The organism is Georgenia soli, from assembly GCF_002563695.1.
Classification (GTDB): domain Bacteria; phylum Actinomycetota; class Actinomycetes; order Actinomycetales; family Actinomycetaceae; genus Georgenia; species Georgenia soli.
Genome location: NZ_PDJI01000004.1, coordinates 205,066 through 228,581 on the forward strand (window position 1 = coordinate 205,066; position 23,516 = coordinate 228,581).

Here is a 23,516-nt window from a genome sequence, read left to right on the forward strand (position 1 = left end):
CGTGAAGTCGTTCGAGGAGCTCTTCGCCGAGCTGCAGCACAAGGCCGCCACCCGACCCGAGGGGTCGGGGACCGTCGCGGAGCTCGACGCGGGGATCCACTCGATCGGCAAGAAGATCGTCGAGGAGGCCGCCGAGGTCTGGATGGCCGCCGAGCACGAGAGCGACGCCGCCGCGGCCGAGGAGATCTCCCAGCTCCTGTACCACCTGCAGGTGATGATGATCGCGCGGGGGCTCACGCTCGAGGACGTCTACCGGCACCTCTGACCGCCACGCACCACCCTCACCCGTCCGACCCCGACCGCACCACAGGAGCCAGCCGTGCTGCGTATCGCCGTGCCCAACAAGGGCTCGCTGTCCGAACCCGCCACCGCGATGCTCGCGGAGGCGGGCTACCGCGAGCGCCGAGGGCGCGAGCTCGTCCTCCCGGACCCCGCGAACGACGTGGAGTTCTTCTTCCTGCGACCGCGTGACATCGCGGTCTACGTCGGGTCCGGCACGGTGGACGTGGGCATCACGGGCCGGGACCTGCTGCTGGACTCCGGGGTCGACGCCGTCGAGCACCGCGCCCTCGGCTTCGCCCGCTCCACGTTCCGCTTCGCCGGCCCGCCCGGGGAGGTCACCTCGCTCGAGCAGGTGGCCGGCAGGCGCGTGGCGACGAGCTACGACGTGCTCGTGGGCAACTACCTCGCCGAGCACGGCATCGACGCGACCGTCGTCCACCTGGACGGCGCCGTGGAGTCCGCTGTCCAGCTCGGGATCGCGGACGTCGTGGCCGACGTCGTCGAGACCGGCTCGACCCTGCGCGCGGCCGGGTTGGAGGCCTTCGGCGAGCCGATCCTGCAGTCCGAGGCCGTGCTCATCCACCCGGCGGGGCGGGAGGCGAGCAACGGTCTCACGGTGCTCGACCGCCGTCTCCAGGGTGTCCTCGTGGCCCGCCAGTACGTCCTGATGGACTACGACGTGCCGGTGGAGCACGTCGAGGCCGCGGTGGCGATCACGCCCGGCCTGGAGTCGCCCACGGTCTCGCCGCTGCACAACGGCGAGTGGGTGGCCGTGCGGTCGATGGTCCGCCGGGACGCCACGAACCGGGTCATGGACGAGCTCTACGACGTGGGCGCCCGCGCCATCCTCGTCACGTCCATCCACGCCTGCCGCATCTGACGTCGTGAGCAGCTACCAGGACCTCCACGCGCCCTTCCGGCCACGGTCGGCGCGCGTGGTGACGCTGGTCCTGGGCCTGCTCACCGTGGCGGGGGCGCTCGTGATCATCGTGTCGCTGCCGCGGATGGAGGGCGTCGTCTTCGGTCCCGCCGACCAGGCCGGCACCGCCGTGCTGGCCCTGGGCATCTGCTGGTTCCTGTACCGCCAGGGCTCGGTCGCGGCCGTCCCGAGCGAGCGCGGGATGGTGGTCCGCAACATCATCCACACCCGTGAGCTGGAGTGGGCCGAGATCCTCTCGGTCAGCTTCGGCGACGGCGCACCCTGGGTCCAGCTCGACCTCTCCGACGGCGGGACGATCGCCGTCATGGCGATCCAGCGGGCCGACGGCGAGCACGGACGTTCCGAGGCGCGTCGCCTCGCCACCCTGGTCGCCCTCCACGAGGAGCGCGCAGGGCCTCCGGACCGCTGAGGGCGGGACACATCCTGGCTCCGGGCCAGCTGCGCCCGCTCGACGCGGGACGCGCCCGACGCCGGGCGCGCCGACGCCGGGCGCGCCGACGCCGGGCGCGCCGACGCCGGAGGCGTCCCTGCGGGAGGCCTCAGCCCCGCGGCAGCCTCAGCCCCGGGCGAGCCGGCCCGCGTGGACGCCTGCGACGGCGGCCGCGAGGAACGCGGCGGGATCCTGCGCCAGCCCGCGCCCCATGGTGGACAGCCGCACCGGGGAGCCTTCGAGTGCCTCGGCGAGGCCGGACGTGGAGACCTCCACGAGCCGGTGGATCCCCGACGGCGCGGCGAGCCCGGCCGCCTGCTCCCGCACCCGCTCGCCCAGGCCGGGCGGCAGGGACCGCTCGAGCTCGGTGCCGGCGTCGAAGCGCGGCACCACGACGTCCGCCGGCGCGAGCGCCACGCGGCCGTACGCCGTGAGCGAGTGGTGCGACACCCCGAGGTGCCGCTCGCGCGGGTCGGCGCCGGAGACCCGCAACGACGCCACGGGTGCGCCGCGCAGGACGGCGGCGGCGTTGACCGCCTCCCCGCAGGCGGTGCCGGAGAAGCCCCAGCGCGTACCGGTGCCGAGGTTCCCCGGGCCCTGCACGACGACGGCGACGTCGGCGCCGAGCACCAGCCGCGCGGCGAGCAGCCCGGTGTGCAGCGTGACGGCCTCCAGGTCGCCGCCGAAGGCCTGCCCGACTGTCACCGACCCCGCCTGCCAGCCGGCCTCCCGCAGCCCCGCGAGAGAGCGGGAGAACCAGGCGGGCAGGGCCCCGCCGTCGGTCATCACGTACGCGACGCTCAGGTCCGGGTCGACCGTCCGCAGCCCGGCAACGACCGCGGGCACGGCGGAGTGGAGGTCGGCGACGACGACGGGCATGCCGCCGAGGTCGTCGGCGTCGCGGAGGGTCTCGTGGTGCTCGGACTCCTGCTCGTCGACCCCGAGCACCATCGTCTGCAGAGGGGTGTAACGGGCCTTGACCAGGTGCCCCGGCCCGGGCGGGGGGTCGGCGGGCAACCGGTCGGGCAGGGCCACGACCATCGCGTAGCCGCCGGTGCCGAGCCCCCGGGCCAGCGCGGCGGCGGAGAGGGTGACGCGGTCCCCGACGACGGGCTCGCCCACGAGGTGGACGTACGCCAGCGCCCGGACGGTGGCCCCGGCCGCCAGGGGAGCCCGCTCGTCGCCCGGGCCCCCCACGACCTCGACGTCGAGCTCGGCCACGCCGTCCCAGGAGGCACGCACGCCCCGCACCACACCGTCGCGCCAGATCATCACGGCGGCCACGGTACCGGCCGCCCCGTCGCCGCACCCCGGCGGCCACCGTTGCGTCACCCCGGCCGGTCCGCGCGCGGCGCGGGCCGGTTGGACAACCTGGGAGGGGGGTGTGACAGGATCGCCGGCAGAGCAAGCACGTGCTCCGGGGTCGGTGAAATTCCGAGCCGGCGGTGACAGTCCGCGACCCGGTACCAGCAGCATCGGTACCGGTTGACCTGGTGGAACTCCAGGACCGACGGTGAAAGTCCGGATGGGAGGCAGCACGTGGCGCCGTGACGGACCTGTCCGTCCGGCGCCACTCTTTCGTCGCACCTCCACGCCCGGCCGCCCGTGCCGACAGGCAGGAGGAGCAGTGTCGACGATCACGACGACCCGGGCCGCGACGGAGTCCGCCGCACTGGACCGTGCGACCGATCTCGCCGCGCGCGGCCCCCAGGCCGGCGGGAACCCGCGGGTGGGTTGCGTCCTGCTCGGTGCCCGCGGCGAGGTGCTCGCCGAGGGGTACCACCGCGGGGCGGGCACCGCCCACGCCGAGGCCGACGCGCTCTCCCGCGTGGACCCGGCCCGGCGCGGGAAGCTCGTCGGCGGGACCGCCGTCGTCACCCTTGAGCCGTGCCACCACACCGGCCGCACACCCCCGTGCTCCCGCGCACTCCACGCCGCCGGCATCGCCCGGGTCGTGACCGCGACGCCGGACCCCGACACCCGCGCGACCGGCGGGTCCTCGTGGCTGCGTGACCAGGGCGTCGAGGTGCTGACCGCCCGCGCGGCCGGCGTCGACCCGGCGGTCGTCGCCCGCGCCGAGGCGTTGACGCACACGTGGAGGACGGCGGTGCGCCGAAGCCGTCCCTGGCTGGTGGCGAAGACGGCGACCACGCTGGACGGGCGCGTCGCCGCCGCCGACGGCACCAGCCGGTGGATCACCTCGGCCGAGTCGCGCGAGCACGCCCACGCCCTGCGCGCCGACGTCGACGCCATCCTCGTCGGGACGGGCACCGTGCTGGCCGACGACCCCGCGCTCACGGCGCGCCCCGGCGGCCCGCACACCGGCGCCGGCCGTCCGGCTGCGGCACCCCAGCCGCTGCGCGTCGTCGTGGGGGAGCGCCCAGTGCCGCAGGACGCCCGGGTGCGGCACGGCGCGGGCGAGTGGGTCCACCTGGCCACCCGGGACCTCGGGGCGGTGCTGGAGGAGCTCCACCGTCGCGGCGTCCGCCACGCCCTCCTCGAGGGCGGCCCCACCCTGCTCACCGCCGCCTTGGGCGCCGGCCTCGTCGACGAGCTCCACGCGTACGTCGCCCCCGTGCTGCTGGGCACCGGCGCGGGCGCCGTCGGGGACCTGGGGGTCCGCACCATCGCCGACGCGCTGCGCTGGCGGACCGTCTCGACCCTGCGGCTGGGGGAGGACCTGTTCCTCGCCGCCCGACCGCAGACCCACCCGGACGACCGAGATCACCCGAACGACCGGGACAACCCGGACGACCCCGTCCACCCGCTGGAAGAAGGAGAGAGCTGATGTTCACCGGACTCGTCGAGGAGGTGGGCACCGTGCGCGGCCGCGAGGACGTCGACGGCGCCGCCCGCCTCCATCTGGCCGCGACCACCGTGACGGAGGACCTCGCCGTCGGCGATTCCGTCGCCGTCGCCGGCGTGTGCCTGACCGTCACGGACCACGACCCCGGCGGCTTCACCGCCGACGTGATGCCCGAGTCGCTGGCCCGCACCACCCTCGGCGCGCTCGCCGCGGGTGCCCCGGTCAACCTCGAGCGCGCGGTCCGCGCCGACTCCCGCCTGGGCGGACACATCGTGCAGGGCCACGTGGACGGGGTGGGGACCGTGGTCGCCCGCACGCCCGGCCCGCGCTGGGACGAGGTGGAGATCGCGCTCCCCGCCCACCTCGCCCGGTACGTGGCCGAGAAGGGGTCCGTGGCGGTCGAGGGCGTGTCCCTGACGGTGACCCACGTGAGCAGCACCAGCTTCGGGATCGCCCTGATCCCCACCACGCTCGCCGCCACCACCCTGGGCGGCCTCGCGGTGGGTGCCGCGGTGAACCTCGAGGTCGACGTCGTCGCCAAGTACGTCGAGCGGCTCACGGGAGCGGATCGGTGACCGCCGTGACGACCGCCCGGCACACCGTGGAGGAGGCCCTCGCGGCGCTCCGCTCCGGACGGCCCGTGCTGGTGGCGGACGCCCGTGACCGCGAGGACGAGGTGGACGTGGTCCTCCCCGCGGCGGCGGCCACCGAGCGGTGGCTCGCCTGGACGGTGCGGCACTCCTCGGGCTACATCTGCGCGCCGATGCCCGCCGCCCGTGCGGACGCCCTCGCGCTCCCGCTCATGGTCGCGGCCAACCAGGACACCCTGCGCACCGCCTACACGGTGACCGTCGACGCGGCGAACGGGGTGACGACGGGCATCTCGGCCGCCGACCGCGCCCGGACGCTGCGCACGCTCGCCGATCCCGCGACCATCCCGTCGGACCTCGTCCGTCCCGGTCACGTGGTGCCGCTGCGCGCCGTGCCCGGCGGGGTGCTCGAACGGGGCGGGCACACCGAGGCGGCGGTGGACCTGTGCCGCCTCGCCGGCGCCGGCGAGGTCGCGGCGATCGCCGAGCTGGTCCACGACGACGGCACGATGCTGAGGCTGCCGGCGGCGGCGGAGCTCGCCGCCCGGGACGGCCTGGTGCTCGTGACCATCGCGGACCTGGTCGCCTGGCGACTCGAGCACGACCCGGGCCCCGCCCCCGCGGCGGCGCGCGTGCGTCGCACAGGCAGCGCGTCGCTGCCGACCGAGCACGGCACGTTCACGGTGCACGGCTACCGGGACCTCACCACCGGCGCAGAGCACACCGCGCTGGTGGCCCCGGAGCGCCGGGCCACGCCCGGCCAGGCGCCGCTGGTGCGCGTGCACTCGGAGTGCCTCACGGGCGACGCGCTCGGCTCGCTGCGCTGCGACTGCGGTCCGCAGCTGCGGGCGGCCCTGGGGGTCACCGGCCGGGAGGGCGGCGCCGTCGTCTACCTCGGCGGGCACGAGGGGCGCGGCATCGGCCTGCTACGAAAGATCAGCGCCTACGCCCTGCAGGACGCCGGGCGCGACACCCTCGAGGCCAACGTCGACCTGGGCCTGCCCGCGGACGCCCGGGAGTACGCCGCGGCCGCGGCGATCCTGGCCGACCTCGGCCTGCGCAGCGTGCGGCTGCTGACGAACAACCCCGACAAGGTCGCGGGTCTGCGCCGCGGGGGCATCGACGTCGAGGAGGTCCTCGGGATCGAGACCGCCGTGACGGAGCACAACCACAGGTACCTGAGCACCAAACGGTCCGCGATGGGCCACCACCTGCCCGGTCTGGACGCCATGGGCGCCACGGACGGGCCCGAGCACGAGGAGGCGGCGCGATGAGCGGCGCAGGAGCACCGAAGCTGACCGTCGAGGGGACGGGCATGCGCGTCGTCGTCGTCGCGGCGCAGTGGCACACCGAGGTGATGGACGGACTGCTGGCAGGTGCCCGCCGGGTGCTCGACGCCGCCGGTGCCGACTGCACGGAGATCCGGGTCCCGGGCTCCTTCGAGCTGCCCGTCGCGGCCGCGGAGGCGGCCCGTGCCGGCGCGGACGCGGTCGTCGCCCTGGGCGTCGTCATCCGGGGCGGGACGCCCCACTTCGACTACGTCTGCCAGGCCGCCACGGCCGGCCTGACCGACGTCGCCGTCCGGACGGGGGTGCCGGTCGGGTTCGGCGTGCTGACCACCGACGACGAGGCCCAGGCGCTCGACCGCGCCGGCCTTCCCGGGTCGCGGGAGGACAAGGGGGCCGAGGCCGCTGAGGCCGCTCTCGCCACCGCAGTTGCCCTGCGGGAGCTACGAGCTGCGACGAGCCGCGTGGCCACCGGCCCGCGACCCTGAGGCCCTCGGCGGCGCCAGGGAGGTCGGGAGGCGCCACGGATCCCGCCGTGGCGCCGCCGGGCCTCCCCGGCCGGGTGATACGGACGCCGCCGGCCAGCGTGGCGGGCGAGGACGCGCACCCGGCCGGGTAGCGTGGGGGAGTGGCTCAGCGTGTGGAGGCGGCGGAACGGCTGCTCGACCTGGTGATCGCGCTGACGCACACCCGCCGGTGGATGTCCAAGCAGGAGATCCGCACCCGGGTGAACGGCTACGCCGACGCCGCCAGCGACGCCGCCTTCGAGCGGATGTTCGAGAGGGACAAGGACCTGCTGCGTGAGATGGGCGTCCCGCTGGTCGTCGAGCACGACCCGGTGCACGAGGACGACGTCGGCTACCGGGTCGACGCCGCCGGCTACACGCTCCCGGAGGTCTCCTTCACCCCGGCCGAGGTGGGGGTGCTCTCCCTCGCCGCCGAGCTCTGGCAGGACGCCACGCTGCGCTCGTCCGCGCGCCGGGGCGTGACCAAGCTACGGGCGGTGGGGCCCGCACCGGAGCCGGACGCCCACGCCGGGCTCGCGCTGCGCGTCCGCGGCCCGGAGGCGGCGTTCGCGCCGTTGCTCGAGGCGATCGACGCCCGGCGCGTCGTCACGTTCACCTACCGGGCCGCCAGCACCGGCCAGGTGGCCCGGCGCACCGTGCAGCCGTGGCGCCTGCTCAGCCGGGACCGCGGCTGGTACCTCGTCGGCCACGACGTCGACCGTGACGCGCCCCGCGCCTTCCGGCTCTCCCGCATCCAGGGCCGGGTCCGTGCGACCGGCGCCCCGGGCGCGTTCGAGGCGCCCGAGAGCGTGGACGTGAGCGGGCTCGTCTCGCGGGCACGGCCGCGGGCCGGCACCGCCCGGGTGGCGCTGCTGCCCGGCCGGGCGGCCGCCCTGCGGGCACGGGGTCGCCCCGTCCCCGGTGAAGACGCGGCCGCGAGCGCGGGCCCGCTCGCCGACCGGGACGTCGTCGAGCTGCCCTACTCCGACGCCGAGCTGCTCGCCGAGGAGCTGGCGGCCTACGCCGAGGCGGCACTCGTGCTCGAGCCGCAGGACCTGCGCGAGGCCGTGCTCCGCCGGCTGCGCGCCGTCGCCCGCCTGGACGCGGATCACGCTGACCAGGTCGACCACGCTGACCACGCGGACCACGTGCAGGAGGTCCCCCGTGGCTGAGACGACCGCCGAGCGCGTGACCCGCCTGCTCGCCCTGGTGGCCTACCTGGGTGAGCACCGCGGCGCCCCCGTCGCGGAGGTGGCCGCACACTTCGGCACCACCGAGGCGCAGGTCCTCGCCGACGTGAACCTTCTGTGGGTGACCGGCACCCCGGGCTACTTCCCCGACGACCTCATCGACTTCTCCGCCGACGCCCTCGACCACGGGCGGCTCACGCTCACCGAGGCGCGCGGCATGGACCGCCCGCTGCGCCTGTCCAGCTCCGAGGCGATCTCGCTCCTGCTGGCGCTGCGCTCGCTCAAGGAGGTCGTCGAGACCCACCCCGGCCTCGAGACCGAGCCGGGCGCGCTCGACTCCGCCGTCGAGAAGCTCGCCGCCGCCACCGGTCGCGCGGCCGAGCAGGCCGCGTCCGTCCAGGTGGACGTGCGCACCGACGCACCGGGCGGCACCGTGCGGACCGTCCGTGAGGCGATCGCGCGCGGGCGGCAGCTGCACCTGCGGTACGTCTCGGCCGCCGACGTCGTCACCGAGCGCGACGTCGACCCGGTCGAGGTCCGCTCCGACGGGGTGACCTGGTCGCTGCGGGCCTGGTGCCACCGCGCCCGGGGCGCCCGGACCTTCCGCCTCGACCGCATCCTCGCGGTGGAGCTGCTCGACGCCCCGGCCGACCCGCACCCCGACCTCGTCGCCCAGGACGACAGGCCCTGGGAGGGCGACGGCCGCCTCGTCACGCTCCACCTGACCTCCGCGGCCCGGTGGGTGGCCGAGCACACCCCCGTCGAGGAGGTCACCGACCTGCCCGACGGGAACCTCCGCGTCACGCTCCGCGCCGGCGACCCGGCGTGGGTGAGCAACCTGCTCCTCTCCCTCGGCGACGCCGTCCTCGCGGTGTCCCCGCCGGACCTCGCCCGGGACGTGGCAGCCCGGGCCCGGCGCGCGCTCGAGGAGTACGGTCACCTCGCCTGACCGGTGCCCCCTATCCTGGGGCGCGTGTGGTGGCTCATCTGGATCGTGCTCGTCCTCGCGGCGCTCGGCGCCGCCGTCCTGCTCGCGCTGCGCCTGTGGCGTCAGGTCAAGGCGCTCGGCCGTGAGGGGCGCGCTCTCTCCGACGCCGCGGCCCGGCTCGACGGCGCGGGGGAGGACGTCGGTCCTGTCCGGCCCGTGCACGTCCCGGGTGTCGCGGGAGACCCGCTGAGCCTGGAGCGCGCCCGCACCACGCGGGAGCGCGTCAAGGTCGCCCGCTCCGTCCAGCGGCAGGGGCGGCTCGACCGCTCCGCGGCCCGGTGGCGCCGGTACGGGCTCCTCGACACCACCCCGGCCCCCTCGGTCGTCCGCGACCGCGGGAACTGAGGGGGCGGCGGACCCGCAGCCGCAGCGGCGGGACGGCCCGTCCCCGATCCCGGCCGACGGATGGCCGCCCGCCAGCTCCGGTAGTGCTACCGCAGCAGCCGGGCGGCCCGGTCCGGGTAGTCGGTGATCAGGCAGTCCACGCCGGCCGCGATCACCAGGGCCAGGTCCTCCTCGGCGTTGACGGTCCACGGCACGACGGCGAGCCCCGCTGCGTGGGCGCGTTCCACGAACGCGCCGTCGGTCACGAGCCGGAAGCCCGGGTCCGCCGACGTCGCCCCGGAGGGCGCCGCGTACGCGGGAGCAACGGCGACAGCGCCGAGCGCGAGCGCCGCAGAGACGAGATCGCCGTCGTGGTCCTCGAAGCGCACCGTGCCCGTCCACGGGCTGCCGGGGGAGAAGGTCCGGTCGTCGGCGAGCGCCACGAGCGGCAGGTGCGGGGCCGTTCGCCGTGCATGCTCCAGCACCCGCCAGTCGAAGGACTCCAGCAGCACCCGGTCGCCCGCCCCGGCCGCCTCCACCACCTCGGCGACGGCGGCGACCAGGTCCGCCGGCGCGCTGCTCAGCTCCGGCCGGGTCGGGTCGCACTTGACCTCGACGAGGAACCACACGTCCGGGTCGACCTCGCGCACGGCGTGCAGCACCTCGGCCAGGAGGGGGACGCGCGTCCCGGGCCGGGCCTGCTGGCCCGGGAACCTCGGGAGCGTGCGCCGGCCGACGTCGAGGCACGCGAGCTGCCCGAACGCCAGGTCCACCACCGCTGTCCCGGCGTAGGGGAACGCGGGGTCCGACGGCACGGCGGGGCCGATGTCGACGGCCCTGTCCGCCCCGACCACCGGGTCGTGCCAGACAACGAGGGCGCCGTCGGCGGTCAGCTGCACGTCGAGCTCCAGCGTGCCGGCGCCGAGCGCCACGGCCCGCAGGAAGCTGGGCACCGTGTTCTCGACCACGAGGCCGCGTGCCCCGCGGTGCCCGCCGAGGTCGACAACCCCCTCGCGCCAGGGCCCGGGCGTGCCCGGGCCAGGGACCGGGCCGGGCGTCCCGGCCCGGGCCGATGTCTGTGGTGCGTCCATCGTCGGTCCGTCCTTGCGTCGTCGTCCGGTCGGGTCCAGGGTCCTACGGTGTCCGGCGGGAGTGAACGGGCGGTCGTCCCCGCGTGAACGGCGCGCGCACCGTCGGCCACGGCGAGGTGAACGGCCGGGGCCACCAGTCTCGGGCGTTATCCTCGTCGCAAGTGCTTCCCACGAACGAAGGTGCCCGATGTTCCGCAACGGCTTGCAGCCATCGCACATCATCATCCTGCTCCTGGTGATCATCCTGATCTTCGGTGCGTCCAAGCTCCCGGACATCGCGTCGAACATCGGCAAGTCGCTCAAGGTCTTCAAGAAGGAGGTCAAGGAGCTGCGGGACGACACCGACGACAACGACGTGGACACCTCCTCCTACACGGCGACCGGCGGGCAGCCCCCGCAGGGCACCAGGCCGCAGTACCCGGGTGCGCAGAACCCGACGGCTCCGCAGGGGCAGCCACCGGCCGGGGGGCAGCCCGTGCCGCAGCCGCCGGCCGCGGGCCAGACCGCGCCGCAGCCGCCGGCCGGGGACCAGTCCGCGCCGCAGCCTCCGCACCAGCAGCCCTGACGGGTGAGCGCGGTCGGCGCGCACTCGCGAAAGAAGAACCCTGAGGGGCGCATGCCCCTCGGGGACCACCTCCGCGAGCTGCGCAAGCGGCTCATGCTCGCCGCGGCGGGCATCCTCGTGGGGGCGGTGGGCGGCTGGTTCCTCTACCCGCCGCTGTTCGCGTCGATGGTGGCCCCGCTCGAGGCGATCGGGAACCTCAACTTCACCACGGTCGGGCAGGCGTTCGACCTGCGCATCCAGGTGGCGCTCTTCCTCGGCCTGTTCCTGACGAGCCCGTGGTGGATCGGCCAGCTGTGGATGTTCGTCACCCCGGGGCTGACGCGCACGGAGCGGGTGTACTCGCTGTCCTTCATCCTCGCCGGCGCGGTCCTCTTCGTGGGGGGCGGGGCGCTGGCCTGGTGGGTGCTGCCCCACGCCGTGCAGATCCTCACCTCGTTCACGCCCGAGCAGGCGCTCAACCTGCTCGACGCGCGTACCTACTTCGCGTTCTTCATGCGCGTGATCCTGGTCTTCGGGGTGGCGTTCCTGCTGCCGCTGGCCATGGTCGGCCTGAACTTCCTCGGCGTGGTGCGCGCCCGGACGTACCTCAAGGCGTGGCGGTGGGCGGTGCTGCTGGCGTTCGTCTTCACCGCGATCGCGAACCCGCTGCCCGACGCGTGGTCGATGATCATCATGGGTGGCGCGATCAGCCTGCTCTTCTTCCTCGCGGTGGGCGTGTGCTTCCTCCACGACCGCCGCGCCGACAAGCGCCGCGCCGCCCACGACGCGGCGCTCGGGATCTGAGGGTGGAGGCCGCCGCGGCCCACCGCACGGCCACGGGGCGCGTGGGGCTCGTCCTGAACCCCACCTCGGGCCGCGGCCGGGGGGCGAAGGTCCGGGAGCGGGTCACCGCCGGCCTCGCCGCCGCGGGCCTCGACGCCGTCGACCTGTCCGGACCCGACCTCGCCGCCGCCACCTCCCGCGCCCGTGCGGGGCTCGCGCAGGGGCTCGACGCGCTCGTCGTCGTCGGCGGCGACGGCATGGTTCACCTGGGCGCCAACGTCGTGGCCGGGACGGGCGTGCCGCTCGGCATCGTGGCCGTCGGGACGGGGAACGACGTCGCCCGCGACCTCGGCCTGCCCGTCCACGACGTCGACGCCTCGCTCGCCCTGGTCCGCGACGGTCTCGCCGCGCTGGCCGGCGTGACGACGGCGGAGCGGTCCGCCACGAGCGACGGCCCCGCCGCCGCGGGTGTCCGGATGGTCGACGCGGTCGCCGTGTCCCGGCCGGGCGGACCGACCGAGCACTGGTTCATGGCGGTCTTCTCCTGCGGCATCGACGCCGCCGTCAACGACCGTGCGAACCGGATGACCTGGCCCGCCGACGGTGGACGGTACGTGCGCGCCCTCCTCGCCGAGCTCGGGGGGTTCCGGCCTTTCGGGTACCGCGTGACGATGGACGGGGAGGTCTGGGAGGGGGACGGCACGCTGGTCGCCGTCGCGAACACCCGCAGCTTCGGCGGCGGCCTCCTCATCGCACCGGACGCCGAGCCGGACGACGGGTTCCTCGAGGTCGTCATCGCCGACGGTCTGCGGCGGGGCCAGCTGCTCCGGATCTTCCCGCGCCTCTACCGCGGCACGCACGTCTCCCACCCGGCCGTGCAGGTGCGGCGGGTGCGCTCCGTGCTGATCGAGCCGCTCCTGTCCCGGGGCGCGGCCCCGCCCGTCGCCTTCGCCGACGGCGAGCGCCTGGACGCGCTGCCGCTCCAGTGCGACCTCCACCCGCGTGCGGTGGGGGTGCTGACACGTAGTCTCGGGGCATGAGTTCCCCGGCCGAGCGCTACGCCGCGTCCCGACGTCGCCAGCAGGCCGAACGCAGCCGGCTGGGCGCGTTCCGCCGTCGGCTCGGGTTCGAGCTCGACGACTTCCAGGTCCGCGCCTGCGAGGCGCTCGAGTCCGGCCACGGGGTCCTCGTCGCCGCTCCCACCGGCGCGGGCAAGACCGTCGTGGGAGAGTTCGCCGTCCACCTGGGCCTGGCGACCGGACGCAAGGCGTTCTACACCACGCCCATCAAGGCGCTGAGCAACCAGAAGTACGTCGACCTGGCCGCGGTGCACGGCAAGGAGAACGTGGGCCTGCTCACCGGCGACACCTCCATCAACGGCTCCGCGCCCGTGGTGGTCATGACCACCGAGGTGCTGCGGAACATGCTGTACGCCGGCTCGGACACCCTCGACGGGCTCGGGTTCGTCGTCATGGACGAGGTGCACTACCTCGCCGACCGGTTCCGCGGACCGGTCTGGGAGGAGGTCATCATCCACCTCGACCAGAGCGTCCAGGTGGTCTCCCTCTCCGCCACCGTCTCCAACGCCGAGGAGTTCGGCGAGTGGCTGACGATGGTGCGCGGCAACACCCAGGTGGTCGTCACCGAGCGCCGGCCGGTGCCGCTGTGGCAGCACATGATGGTCGACAAGCGCCTGCTCGACCTCTACTCCGCCCACGTCGACCCGACCGACGTCCGCGCGGACCCGCCCCTGAACCCGGACCTGCTCGAGGCCATCCGCCGCGCCCACCGCACCGGCTCGGCGCGCGAGGCACCCGGTCGCGGGCGCGGTCACGCCGGGACGGGTCGGGGCTCCGGCCGGCGCGGCGGGGGCCGCGGCGGGCACGGCGGCAGCTCCCGGCACCAGGCGGGCCGTGGCGGCGACACGCGTTTCCCGGCGCGGGTACGGCCGGCGCCGCGCCCCGTCGTCGTCGAACGCCTCGACCGCGAGGGCCTGCTCCCCGCCATCGTGTTCGTCTTCTCCCGCGCCGGGTGCGAGGCGGCGGTCCACCAGGTCGTCGCCTCGGGGATCCGGCTGACGACGGCGGCCGAGGCGGCCGTGATCCGGGACGTCGTGGAGGACGCCGGTGCGGGCATCCCGCCCGAGGACCTCGCCGTCCTCGGGTACGACGCGTGGGCGGTGGCCCTCGAGCGCGGTGTCGCGGCCCACCACGCCGGCCTGCTCCCCGTGTTCAAGGAGACGGTCGAGCGCCTCTTCACGGCCGGCCTCGTCAAGGTCGTCTACGCCACCGAGACCCTGGCGCTCGGCATCAACATGCCCGCGCGGTCCGTGGTGCTCGAGTCGCTGGTGAAGTGGAACGGCAGCGCCCACGTCCAGCTCACCCCGGGGGAGTACACCCAGCTCACCGGAAGAGCCGGCCGGCGCGGCATCGACGTCGAGGGTCACGCCGTCGTCCTCTACTCGGACGAGATCGACCCGGTGGGCGTGGCCGGCCTCGCCTCGCGGCGCACGTACCCGCTGCGCTCGGCGTTCCACCCGACCTACAACATGGCCGTCAACCTCCTCACCACCATGAGCCAGTCGCAGGCGCGGGAGGTGCTCGAGACCTCCTTCGCCCAGTTCCAGGCCGACCGCGGCGTGGTGGGGCTCGCCCGCCAGGCACGCAAGCACGCCGAGGCGGTCGCCGGCTACGCCGAGGCGATGCAGTGCCACCTCGGCGACTTCACCGAGTACGCGGACCTGCGCCGCCAGATCAAGCAGCGCGAGGCGGACGTCTCCCGGGAGCGGTCGGTCGACCGGCGCCGGGCGGTGCGGGGCTCGCTGACCGGCCTGCGGCGCGGGGAGGTCGTCGCGTACCCGCGCGGGCGGCGCACGGCCCACGCGGTCGTGCTGGAGACGCGTGACGCCGGCTTCGACGGGCCGCAGCTGCACGTCCTGACCGACGAGCGGCAGCTGCGCACGCTCACGGCGCAGGACCTCCCGCACGGGGTGCAGCGCGTCGGCGCCGTCCGGGTCCCGCGAAACTTCAACCCGCGCAACCCCGCGCAGCGCCGCGACCTCGCCTCCTCGCTGCGCAACGCCCTCACCGAGGGCCGCATCGACCTGGCGGACCCGCGGGCCGGGGGACGTCCGGCGCCCGCGGACCCGGACGCCGAGCTGACCGAGCTGCGCCGCCGGCTGCGGGCGCACCCGTGCCACGGCTGCGCGGAGCGGGAGGACCACGCGCGCTGGGCGAACCGCTGGGAACGGGCGAAGGCCGAGCACGAGGAGCTCCTGTCCCGCATCGAGAAACGCACCGGGTCCATCGCCAAGGACTTCGACAAGGTCTGCGCCGTGCTGGCGCACCTGGGCTACCTCGAGGGGCGCGACGGCTCCACCGAGGTGACCGAGGCGGGCCGGTGGCTCGCGCGCCTGTACGCGGAGAAGGACCTGCTGCTCGCCGAGTGCCTGCGCTCGGGCGCCTGGGACCAGCTCTCCGCCGCCGAGCTGGCGGCGGTCGTCTCGACCGTCGTCTACCAGGCCCGCAGCCCCGAGGCGCGCGGGCCCGGCACGCTGCCCGGCGGCCGGCACGGGGTGCTGGGGCAGGCACTGACCGCCACGGTGAGCCTGGGCAACGACCTCGCCGAGCTCGAGCGTCTCCACGGCGTGCCCGTCACGGAGGGCGTCGACCTCGGGCTGGTGACGGCGGTGCACCTGTGGGCGTCGGGTTCCCACCTGACGGCGGCTCTCGACGCCGCCGAGCTGGGGGCGGGCGACTTCGTGCGCTGGTGCAAGCAGGTCCTCGACGTGCTGGACCAGCTGTCCGTCGCCGCCCCGAGCGGGCGCCTCGCCGTCCGCGCGCACGAGGCCATGGGCCTCGTGCGCCGCGGCGTGGTCGCGTGGTCGAGCGTGTGACCTGCCGGCACCGACCGGCCGGGACGCCGCCAACGCGTGAGGCTGTGCACACTTCTGCCTCACCGGCCACGACACGCGGTCCGACACGCCGTTAGTTTTTAGGGAAGCCGTTTCCGGCAACCCGTTCTGACCTGCAGGTTCACCGGTGACCTGGGCCGTCGGGGCGCTTGTGCCGAGGGCCCCGGGGACGCTAGGTTCGTCCCCTGTTCCCCCGCCGGGAGGCACCGCGCAGCGGCACTTCGCTGTGTCCGGTCCGGCCCGCGGGATCAACAGTGACCAGGCCCGCGTGCTCGTTAGAAAACGGCTCGGCGCCCTCACGGGTGCCAGCCGGACCGAGGGGCACGCGGGTCTGTCGCTGCCCGGGGGCGGTCGACGGCGCACCTAGACTGAACCCGTGCCCCGCCCCGTCCCGTCGCGCCTGTGGACGAGCGTCCTCGCCGTCGCCGGCGGGCTCGCCACCGACACCGCGTTCCCCGACCGCTCCTGGTGGCCCATGGCGTACGTGGGCGTGGCCCTGCTCCTGCTGGCGCTGCGCCGGGACTCCGTGCCGTGGGGATGGTTCATCGGCTTCCTGTGGGGTCTCGGCTTCTTCCTGCCCCACCTGTACTGGGCGAACGCGGCGGTGGGCGAGCCAATTGGCTGGATCGCGCTCTCCGTCGCCGAGGCCGGGGCCGTGGGCGTCTTCGCCGCGGCCTGGGTGCTGGTGCGCCGGGTGCCGCTCGTCGCGGACCGTCCCTGGCTGCAGCCCCTCGTCGTGGCGGTGCTGTGGGTGGCGGTGGAGCAGCTGCGGGCCCGGTGGCCGTTCGGGGGCTTCCCCTGGGGCTTCCTCGCCTTCTCCCAGACCGACGCGCCTCTGCTGCGGCTCGCCACCGTGGGCTCGACCGTGCTGGTCAGCGGCGTCGTCGTCGTGATCGGTGCCGTCCTCGCCGGTGCCCTCGTCCGCCTGCGCGGGGGTCAGGTCGGCGGTGCCAGCGCGCGCCTGCTCGTCGTCGCCGCGCTGGTGTTCGCACCCTGGCTGGTCCCGCTGGGCACCCGGGCGGAGGCCGGGACCCTGCGGGTGGGCGCGGTGCAGGGCAACGTGCCCACGGCGGGCGCCGACGCCGTCTCGCAGGCCCGGGCGGTGACCGAGAACCACGCCGCGGGCACCGAGGCGCTGCTGGGGCGCGTGGCACCCGGCGACCTCGATCTCGTGCTGTGGCCCGAGAGCGCCGCGGACATCGACCCGCGCACCGACGCCGGTGTCGCCACGGTCGTGGAGGACGCCGCCGCCGCGGTCGGGGCGCCGATCCTCCTGGGCACCCAGCGTTACGTCGACGACCCCGAGCAGCCGGGCCTGCGCACGCGCTACAACGAGATGGTCCTGTGGACCGCCCAGGGGCCGACGGACCTCGTGTACACCAAGCAGCATCCGGTGCCGTTCGGCGAGTACATGCCGCACCGGGACTTCTTCCGCCAGTTCACCAGCGCGGTCGACCTCATCACCGTCGACATGGCGGCCGGCACGGGCGCGGGCCTGATGCGCGTGCCGGTCGAGCGGCTCGGGCGGGAGGTGCCGATCGCCGTCGGCATCTGCTTCGAGGTGGCGTACGACGAGCTGATCCGCGAGGGGGTGGTGGCCGGCGGCGAGGTCATCGTGATCCCCACCAACAACGCCTCCTTCGGGATGACGCAGGAGTCCACGCAGCAGCTCGCCATGTCCCGGTTCCGGGCCGTCGAGCACGGCCGCGCCGTCGTGCAGGTCTCCACCGTCGGCGTCAGCGGCGTCATCAGCCCGAACGGGGTCTTCCAGGACACGACCGGACTGTTCACCGCGGAGCAGATGGTCGAGTCGCTGCCGCTGCGGACCACGTTGACCGTCTCCGACCGGCTCGGGCAGTGGCCCGCGCTGGTCACCGGCCTGCTCGCCGCGCTGGCCGTGGTGGCCGGTGTCGTCGCGTCGGTCCGACGGCGCAGGGAGCCTGCCCGCCCCCGTGGCCACTCCACGAGCGACCGCACCAGCAGCAGCCGCTCCACCGGCAGCCGCTCCACCGGCGGGAACCGGTCCACCGGAAACCGGGCCGGCGCGGGCGGCCGATCCACCGGCGGCACCAGCCGCTCGACCGGCAGCCGCTCCGGCGCCGCCGGCCGGTCCACCACAGGCGCCCGGGCCGGTACGACCGCCCGGGGGAGAGGGCGCCGATGAGGACGCTCGTCATCGTCCCGACCTACAACGAGCGGGACGCACTGCCGCACGCCATCCGCCGGACCCGCGAGGCGGTGCCCGAGGCCGACATCCTGGTTGTGGACGACGCCAGCCCCGACGGCACCGGCGACCTGGCCGACGCCGCCGCGGCCGTGGACCCGGCGGTCCACGTCCTGCACCGCGCTGCCAAGGAAGGGCTCGGGCGCGCCTACGTCGCCGGGTTCGCGTGGGCGCTCGCCCGCGACTACGAGCTGGTCGTGGAGATGGACGCCGACGGCTCGCACCGCGCCGAGGACCTGCCCGCCCTCCTGGCGCGCGCGGCCGAGCCCGACGCGCCCGACCTCGTGCTGGGCTCGCGCTGGGTGCCCGGGGGAGAGGTGGTCAACTGGCCCGCGCACCGCGAGCTGCTCTCCCGGGGCGGGAACGTGTGGGTGCGGCTGGCCCTGGGCGTCCCCGTGCAGGACGCCACCGGAGGCTTCCGCGTGTACCGGGCCACGACGCTGCGCCGACTTCCGCTGGACGAGATCGAGTCCCAGGGCTACTGCTTCCAGGTGGACATGACCTGGCGCGTGCACCGCGACGGCGGGTCCATCGTGGAGCTGCCGATCACCTTCGTCGAGCGTCACGAGGGGCAGAGCAAGATGAGTCGCGCGATCGTCCTCGAGGCGCTGTGGCGCACCACCGCCTGGGGACTGGCCCACCGCGGCCGGCAGCTCGCCGCCCTGGCGCGGCGCGTCGTCCCGCGCGGCGTGAGGCGGTGAGCTCGACCGCCGTCCGCCCCTGTCGACCGCCGTCGGCCCCCGCGACGCACGACGGCCCGCCAGGTCCGAAGGACCGGGCGGGCCGTGGCGTGGTCGCTGCGTCAGGCGCTGCGGCGGCGGAGCTCACCGCTGCGCAGGAGCGCCAGCCGCTCCTCGAGGAGCACCTCGAGCTCCTCGATGCTGCGGCGCTCGAGCAGCATGTCCCAGTGGGTGCGCGGCGGCTTCACCGGCTTCTTGGGCTCGGGCTTGGTCGCGTCGCGCAGGAGAGCCTCCTTGCCGCAGACCTTGCACTCCCAGACCGGCGGCAGCTCCGCGTCCACCGAGAACGGCAGCGAGAACACGTGCCCGTCGGGGCAGGTGAACTCGGCCATCATCCGGGGGGCGAGCTCGACGCCGTCCTCCGACTCCAGGCTGTTGGCGCCGATCTTCATACCGCGTAGTGAGCGTTCTGCCATGGCATCTCCCTCGCTCGTGAGTGGTCCGGAGGCAGGTCCGCGCCGTCCGGATAGTGGGGGCCGGCCCGGGCCCACCACCCGCTGTGTTCCACCATCTCCAACGTCCAGGGTCCTCCAGGTGTTCCGGTTCTGCCCGTCGAGTTCTGTGACCTGGGTCTACCTCCCTGCCGCCGTGCCGAGGGCGGAGCCCCACGCCCGCGAGCCGTCCACCACTCCCATTCGGTCCCCGGACGAGGTCGGCCACAGCGCGACGATTGCGGCATGCTGGGGCCCGGTCCAGCACCGTCTCGACAAGGAGCCCGCATGTCAGTCGCCGTCCCCGCCCTCACCGCGCCGCGATCCCTCGTCCTGGCCGACGTCCTCCCCGGTGCCCGCGTGCGCGACGCCGCGCTCGTGCTCACCGGTGCCGGGCTCATCGCCGGGATCGGCCAGCTCGCCGTCCCGCTGCCCTTCACCCCCGTGCCCGTCACGCTGGGCACGTTCGCGGTGCTCCTGGTGGGGGCGTCGCTGGGGCCGGTCCGCGGCGCGCTGAGCGTCCTGCTCTACATGGCTCTCGGCCTCGCCGGGGCGCCCGTGTACGCGGACGGCGGCAGCGGCTGGGCGATGGCGTCCTTCGGCTACATCCTGGGCTACCTGCCCGCGGCCGCCCTTCTGGGGCACCTCGCCCGGCGCGGCGCGGACCGCTCCCCGTGGCGCACCGCGCTCGGGGCGGTCGGCGCCTCGGCGCTCGTCTACGTCCCCGGCGTCGTCTGGCTCGCGGTGTTCCTCGGCGTCGGTCTGACGGAGGCCCTCGCGCTCGGCGTCGTGCCCTTCCTCATCGGCGACGTCGTCAAGGCAGTCGCCGCCGCCCTCGTGCTGCCGGGCGCCTGGGCGCTCATCGGCGAGCGCGGCCGCCCGGGCGCGCGCCGCTGACGCCCGCGCCCTGACCACGGAGGCGCCCATGGCCCTGCTCCGCTGCGACTTCTTCTCCGACGTGCTGGGGATCAGCACGTCGATGACCGTCATCCTGCCCCAGGCCACGACGGCGCAGATCGGCATGGCCGGGGCAGCCCCGGCCGGTCCGCCCCCGGTGCTGTACCTGCTGCACGGCCTGAGCGACGACGCGACGATCTGGACGCGACGCACGTCGATCGAGCGCTACGTCGCGGACCGGGGGCTCGCCGTCGTCATGCCGCAGGTGGACCGCAGCTTCTACGTCGACGAGCGGCACGGCAACCGGTACGGCACGTTCCTCACGGACGAGCTGCCGCACGTCGTCGGCCAGTTCTTCCGCGTGTCGGACCGGCGCGAGGACACGTTCGTGGCGGGGCTGTCGATGGGCGGGTACGGCGCGATGCGGTGGGCGCTGACCCGGCCGGACCGCTTCGCCGCCGCCGCGACCCTCTCCGGCGCTCTCGACGTCGCGTCCCTGCAGGACGAGGGCGACCGGCCCGAGCTCTTCGAGCGGGTCTTCGGGACGACGCCCGTGCGCGGGAGCGAGCACGACCTGCTCGCGCTGCTCGACCGCGGCGACGCGTCTCGGCTGCCCCGGCTGTACGCCGCCTGCGGCACCGAGGACCCGCTCGTCGCGCACCAGGAGCGGTTCGCCGCGGCGGCGCAGCGGGCCGGGGCCGACCTCACCAGCGTGGTGCGTCCCGGCGCGCACGACTGGGCGTTCTGGGACGCCACCGTCCAGGACGTGCTCGACTGGCTACCCCTGAAGGAGTGACATGGCACGCGTCGCACTGGTGAACGTCCTCGTCCGTGACTACGACGAGGCGATCGCCTTCTACACCAAAGCCTTCGGCCTCGACCTGCTCGAGGACAGTCCGCAGGGCGGGGGCAAGCGGTGGGTCGTCGTCGGCTCGCCCGACGGCGGGGCCGGCCTGCGCCTCGCCGTCGCCAAGCCCGCCCAGGAGAGTCTCGTCGGCCGCCAGAACGGCGACGGTGTCGGGTTCTTCCTCCACGTGGACGACCTCGACGCCACCCTCGCCGCCGCCGTCGAGCACGGCGCCGTGCCGACGGAGAGCATCCGCGAGGAGCCCCACGGCCGCGTCATCATCGTTGAGGACCTCTACGGCAACCGCTGGGACGTCATCCAGCCAACCTGACGCTACGGTGCTCGGCATGACGATCACGGTGGACCGTCGCTTTCGCGGACCCGACGGGTCGGGCAACGGCGGCTACGTCTCCGGGCGGGTCGCGGCCGGGCTCGGCGCGGGTCCCGTGACGGTCACGCTCCGGGTGCCGCCGCCGCTCGAGGAGCCGCTGACGCTCGCGCGCTCCGACGACGGCGTCCGGCTGACCGCAGGCGACGTCGTCGTCGCGGAGGGCCACCGGTACGCCGGCGAGGAGCTCCCCGTCGTCGAACCGGTGGCTGCCGATCTCGCCCGGACGACGGCGGAGCGTTTCGGCGGACGTCACCGGCACCCGTTTCCGCACTGCTTCGTCTGCGGCCCGGCACGCACGCCCGGTGACGGCATGCGCCTGGAGCCCGGCCGCCTCGACGACGGCCGCACCGCGTGCGTGTGGTCCGTCCACGCCGACCTCGCGGGGCGTGCGGAGGTCGTGTGGGCGGCGCTCGACTGCCCCGGGGGCTGGGCGGCACCGATCGAGGGGCGCCCGATGGTCCTCGGCCGGATGACGGCGGACGTGACGGCCGCCCCCGAGGACGGTGAGGACGTGGTCGTCATGGGGCAGCTGCTCGGTCAGGACGGCCGCAAGTACTTCACCGCGACCACCGCCTACGGGGCCGACGGCCGCGAGCTGGGGCGTGCGGGTGCCACCTGGATCTTGCTGCGCCCGGACGCCTGAGGACCGGTCCGCGCCGCACCGGTCCGCGCCGCACCGTTCCGCGCCGCACCGTTCCGCACCGCACCGGATCCCCGCAGCGGGCCGCACCGCACCGGGCACCCCGCACCGGGTCGGAGCCTGTGGGCCGGAGCCTGTGGGCCGGACCATGGAAGACTCGGCAGGGTGAGCGAGACGTACCGGTACGTGGTGGAGATCCTGCACCTCCTCGTCTCCCCGCAGCACGCCTACTTCGGGCGGGCCCGGGACGGCGCCGCCGTCGTCCCCACGACGGACGCCGACCAGGCCCGGCTGGTCGCCGGAAAGGGCATCGTCGGGGACCGGTTCTTCGGCAGGGCCGCCCACATGGACGCGGCCGTCACCCTGCTCGCGGTCGAGGGGCTCGAGGCCATGGCCGCGGAGCTCGACGTCGCCCCGTTCGACCCGCTGCTGGCGCGCCGCAACGTCGTGCTACGTGGCGCCGAGCTGCCTCCGCTGCTGGGGGAGGAGGTCGTGCTGGAGTCGCAGGGCGATGCCGTCCGGCTGCTGGTCGGCCGCCCCGCCAACCCCTGCGCGTGGATGGACCGCATGCTCGCACCCGGCGCCCACGCCGCCATGCGAGGGCGCGGGGGAGTGCGGTGCCGGGTGCTCTCCGACGGCGTCCTCCACCGTGGTCCCGCCGTCCTGCACAGCCCGGTACCGCTCGACGCCGCGAAGGCCGGGGACGCGGTGTGGCGGCGCCCGTCGCGACTTCCCTGAACCAGCTCGGACCGGGGCAGGGCGCTGGGCAGGCGGGGCATCCCGTGGCAGCATTTCGCCCATGACCGGCGGATCTGCCCAGGCGCACCGCCTGCGCGACCTGGCGCTGCTGCGCCGTGTCCGCGACCGGATCGACCGGGAGTACGCCCAGCCGCTGGACGTCGAGGCGCTGGCCCGCGGCGTCAACATGTCCGCCGGGCACCTCAGCCGCCAGTTCCGCCTCGCCTTCGGCGAGTCGCCGTACTCCTACCTCATGACCCGGCGCATCGAGCGCGCGATGGCGCTGCTGCGGCGGGGCGACCTCAGCGTCACGGAGGTCTGCTTCGCCGTCGGCTGCTCGTCCCTCGGCACCTTCAGCACCCGCTTCACCGAGCTGGTCGGCGTGCCCCCGAGCACCTACCGGCGGGAGTCGGCTGGCGCGACCGTCGGGATGGTGCCCTGCGTCGCCAAGCAGGTCACCAGACCGATCAGGAATCAAGAAGCCCGCGGGGTCGCGCCGCAACTAGCGTGAGCGCCATGGACATCACCATCCACTCGAGCTTCCTCGCGCACGACGACCCCGAGGCCGCGCTGGCCTTCTACCGCGACACCCTGGGCTTCGAGGTCCGCCTCGACGTGGGCTACGAGGGCATGCGGTGGATCACCGTCGGTCCGGTCGGCCAGCCGGACACGGCGATCGTCCTCCACCCGCCCGCCGTCGACCCCGGCATCACCGACGACGAGCGCCGGACGATCGTCGAGATGATGGCCAAGGGCACCTACGGCGGCATCAACCTGGCCACCCCCGACCTCGACGCCACGTTCGACAGGCTCCAGGCCAGCGGCGCCGACGTCGTGCAGGAGCCGACCGATCAGCCGTACGGCGTCCGCGACTGCGCCTTCCGGGACCCCGCCGGCAACCTGGTCCGCATCCAGGAGAAGCGCTGATGAGGGGA

26 protein-coding genes and 1 riboswitch are annotated in these 23,516 nt (G+C 75.0%); of the genes, 23 read left to right on the top strand and 3 right to left on the bottom strand.

Annotated features, from left to right (window positions below; genetic code table 11):
• Window position 1 precedes the first annotated feature (1 nt).
• From ATJ97_RS02310 to ATJ97_RS02320, 3 genes are read left to right on the top strand one after another with little or no spacing between them, the layout of a single operon-like run.
• Window positions 2-265 carry a phosphoribosyl-ATP diphosphatase gene (locus ATJ97_RS02310; RefSeq protein WP_098485157.1) on the top strand — a complete coding sequence of 88 codons (264 nt, stop codon included), beginning with the start codon at window positions 2-4 and terminating at the stop codon, window positions 263-265.
• A gap of 54 nt (window positions 266-319) precedes the next feature.
• Entirely contained in the window at window positions 320-1,162 is an 843-nt protein-coding gene (hisG, locus tag ATJ97_RS02315; RefSeq protein ID WP_098482362.1) for an ATP phosphoribosyltransferase, read from the top strand.
• Window positions 1,163-1,166: 4 nt separating this feature from the next.
• Window positions 1,167-1,631, top strand: coding sequence for a PH domain-containing protein (locus ATJ97_RS02320; protein WP_170037055.1), 465 nt, complete (start codon window positions 1,167-1,169; stop codon window positions 1,629-1,631).
• Between the two features lie 147 nt (window positions 1,632-1,778).
• Here ATJ97_RS02320 and ATJ97_RS02325 read toward each other — a convergent pair whose 3' ends face one another.
• Window positions 1,779-2,927, bottom strand: coding sequence for a DUF3866 family protein (locus ATJ97_RS02325; RefSeq protein WP_245862013.1), 1,149 nt, complete (start codon window positions 2,925-2,927; stop codon window positions 1,779-1,781).
• A 133-nt stretch (window positions 2,928-3,060) separates the two neighbouring features.
• A riboswitch (FMN riboswitch) is annotated at window positions 3,061-3,195 on the top strand.
• 84 nt (window positions 3,196-3,279) lie between these two features.
• On the opposite strand from ATJ97_RS02325, the gene ribD reads away from it, so the two are divergent.
• From ribD to ATJ97_RS02360, 7 genes are all read left to right on the top strand, one after another.
• Complete coding sequence (ribD, locus tag ATJ97_RS02330; protein WP_245862017.1) at window positions 3,280-4,440, top strand: bifunctional diaminohydroxyphosphoribosylaminopyrimidine deaminase/5-amino-6-(5-phosphoribosylamino)uracil reductase RibD; 1,161 nt, start codon at window positions 3,280-3,282, stop codon at window positions 4,438-4,440.
• The gene (locus tag ATJ97_RS02335) at window positions 4,440-5,033 is read left to right on the top strand and encodes a riboflavin synthase (RefSeq protein ID WP_098482363.1); all 594 of its coding nucleotides are present in this window, start codon (window positions 4,440-4,442) and stop codon (window positions 5,031-5,033) included. The genes ribD and ATJ97_RS02335 overlap by 1 nt, the downstream gene beginning before the upstream one ends.
• The gene (ribB, locus tag ATJ97_RS02340) at window positions 5,030-6,322 is read left to right on the top strand and encodes a 3,4-dihydroxy-2-butanone-4-phosphate synthase (RefSeq protein WP_245862020.1); all 1,293 of its coding nucleotides are present in this window, start codon (window positions 5,030-5,032) and stop codon (window positions 6,320-6,322) included. The genes ATJ97_RS02335 and ribB overlap by 4 nt, the downstream gene beginning before the upstream one ends.
• Window positions 6,319-6,822, top strand: coding sequence for a 6,7-dimethyl-8-ribityllumazine synthase (gene ribH / locus ATJ97_RS02345; protein ID WP_098482364.1), 504 nt, complete (start codon window positions 6,319-6,321; stop codon window positions 6,820-6,822). The genes ribB and ribH overlap by 4 nt, the downstream gene beginning before the upstream one ends.
• Before the next feature lie 140 nt (window positions 6,823-6,962).
• Window positions 6,963-8,012 (top strand): helix-turn-helix transcriptional regulator, encoded by a 1,050-nt coding sequence (locus tag ATJ97_RS02350; protein ID WP_245862024.1) that lies wholly within the window; start codon window positions 6,963-6,965, stop codon window positions 8,010-8,012.
• Window positions 8,005-8,979, top strand: coding sequence for a helix-turn-helix transcriptional regulator (locus tag ATJ97_RS02355; protein WP_098482365.1), 975 nt, complete (start codon window positions 8,005-8,007; stop codon window positions 8,977-8,979). Before ATJ97_RS02350 ends, ATJ97_RS02355 begins: the two co-directional genes overlap by 8 nt.
• A 24-nt stretch (window positions 8,980-9,003) precedes the next feature.
• Window positions 9,004-9,363, top strand: a complete 360-nt coding sequence (locus ATJ97_RS02360; RefSeq protein ID WP_098482366.1) for a hypothetical protein — start codon at window positions 9,004-9,006, stop codon at window positions 9,361-9,363.
• Between the two features lie 86 nt (window positions 9,364-9,449).
• On the opposite strand, the gene ATJ97_RS02365 is transcribed toward ATJ97_RS02360, so the two are convergent.
• Window positions 9,450-10,433 carry a glycerophosphodiester phosphodiesterase family protein gene (locus ATJ97_RS02365; protein ID WP_170037061.1) on the bottom strand — a complete coding sequence of 328 codons (984 nt, stop codon included), beginning with the start codon at window positions 10,431-10,433 and terminating at the stop codon, window positions 9,450-9,452.
• 187 nt (window positions 10,434-10,620) lie between these two features.
• Between ATJ97_RS02365 and tatA the strand changes: the two genes are divergently transcribed.
• The 6 genes from tatA (at window position 10,621) to ATJ97_RS02395 (ending at window position 18,598) form a co-directional block, all read left to right on the top strand.
• Window positions 10,621-10,998 (top strand): Sec-independent protein translocase subunit TatA, encoded by a 378-nt coding sequence (gene tatA / locus ATJ97_RS02370; protein ID WP_098485163.1) that lies wholly within the window; start codon window positions 10,621-10,623, stop codon window positions 10,996-10,998.
• A gap of 3 nt (window positions 10,999-11,001) precedes the next feature.
• Window positions 11,002-11,781: a twin-arginine translocase subunit TatC gene (gene tatC / locus ATJ97_RS02375; RefSeq protein WP_342746851.1), complete on the top strand. Its 780-nt coding sequence runs from the start codon at window positions 11,002-11,004 to the stop codon at window positions 11,779-11,781.
• Between the two features lie 2 nt (window positions 11,782-11,783).
• Entirely contained in the window at window positions 11,784-12,800 is a 1,017-nt protein-coding gene (locus ATJ97_RS02380) for a diacylglycerol/lipid kinase family protein (RefSeq protein WP_098482369.1), read from the top strand.
• On the top strand, window positions 12,797-15,655 hold the full coding sequence (locus ATJ97_RS02385; RefSeq protein ID WP_098482370.1) for a DEAD/DEAH box helicase: 2,859 nt from the start codon (window positions 12,797-12,799) through the stop codon (window positions 15,653-15,655). Before ATJ97_RS02380 ends, ATJ97_RS02385 begins: the two co-directional genes overlap by 4 nt.
• 394 nt (window positions 15,656-16,049) lie before the next feature.
• Window positions 16,050-17,837 carry an apolipoprotein N-acyltransferase gene (lnt, locus tag ATJ97_RS02390; protein ID WP_211287020.1) on the top strand — a complete coding sequence of 596 codons (1,788 nt, stop codon included), beginning with the start codon at window positions 16,050-16,052 and terminating at the stop codon, window positions 17,835-17,837.
• Window positions 17,834-18,598, top strand: coding sequence for a polyprenol monophosphomannose synthase (locus ATJ97_RS02395; protein WP_098482371.1), 765 nt, complete (start codon window positions 17,834-17,836; stop codon window positions 18,596-18,598). The genes lnt and ATJ97_RS02395 overlap by 4 nt, the downstream gene beginning before the upstream one ends.
• Before the next feature lie 101 nt (window positions 18,599-18,699).
• Here ATJ97_RS02395 and ATJ97_RS02400 read toward each other — a convergent pair whose 3' ends face one another.
• Window positions 18,700-19,053, bottom strand: a complete 354-nt coding sequence (locus ATJ97_RS02400; RefSeq protein WP_098482372.1) for an RNA polymerase-binding protein RbpA — start codon at window positions 19,051-19,053, stop codon at window positions 18,700-18,702.
• Between the two features lie 303 nt (window positions 19,054-19,356).
• Here ATJ97_RS02400 and ATJ97_RS02405 point away from each other — a divergent pair, with 303 nt between their 5' ends.
• The 7 genes from ATJ97_RS02405 (at window position 19,357) to ATJ97_RS02435 (ending at window position 23,508) form a co-directional block, all read left to right on the top strand.
• Window positions 19,357-19,965: a biotin transporter BioY gene (locus ATJ97_RS02405; RefSeq protein ID WP_098482373.1), complete on the top strand. Its 609-nt coding sequence runs from the start codon at window positions 19,357-19,359 to the stop codon at window positions 19,963-19,965.
• Window positions 19,966-19,993: 28 nt separating this feature from the next.
• On the top strand, window positions 19,994-20,761 hold the full coding sequence (locus tag ATJ97_RS02410) for an alpha/beta hydrolase (RefSeq protein ID WP_098482374.1): 768 nt from the start codon (window positions 19,994-19,996) through the stop codon (window positions 20,759-20,761).
• Between the two features lies 1 nt (window position 20,762).
• Window positions 20,763-21,143, top strand: a complete 381-nt coding sequence (locus ATJ97_RS02415) for a VOC family protein (RefSeq protein WP_098482375.1) — start codon at window positions 20,763-20,765, stop codon at window positions 21,141-21,143.
• Window positions 21,144-21,159: 16 nt separating this feature from the next.
• Window positions 21,160-21,846, top strand: a complete 687-nt coding sequence (locus tag ATJ97_RS02420) for a hypothetical protein (protein WP_098482376.1) — start codon at window positions 21,160-21,162, stop codon at window positions 21,844-21,846.
• Between the two features lie 162 nt (window positions 21,847-22,008).
• Window positions 22,009-22,581, top strand: a complete 573-nt coding sequence (locus ATJ97_RS02425; RefSeq protein WP_098482377.1) for an MOSC domain-containing protein — start codon at window positions 22,009-22,011, stop codon at window positions 22,579-22,581.
• 61 nt (window positions 22,582-22,642) lie between these two features.
• Complete coding sequence (locus tag ATJ97_RS02430; RefSeq protein ID WP_098482378.1) at window positions 22,643-23,092, top strand: helix-turn-helix transcriptional regulator; 450 nt, start codon at window positions 22,643-22,645, stop codon at window positions 23,090-23,092.
• A gap of 5 nt (window positions 23,093-23,097) precedes the next feature.
• Complete coding sequence (locus ATJ97_RS02435; protein ID WP_098485164.1) at window positions 23,098-23,508, top strand: VOC family protein; 411 nt, start codon at window positions 23,098-23,100, stop codon at window positions 23,506-23,508.
• The last annotated feature ends 8 nt before the right edge of the window (window positions 23,509-23,516 follow it).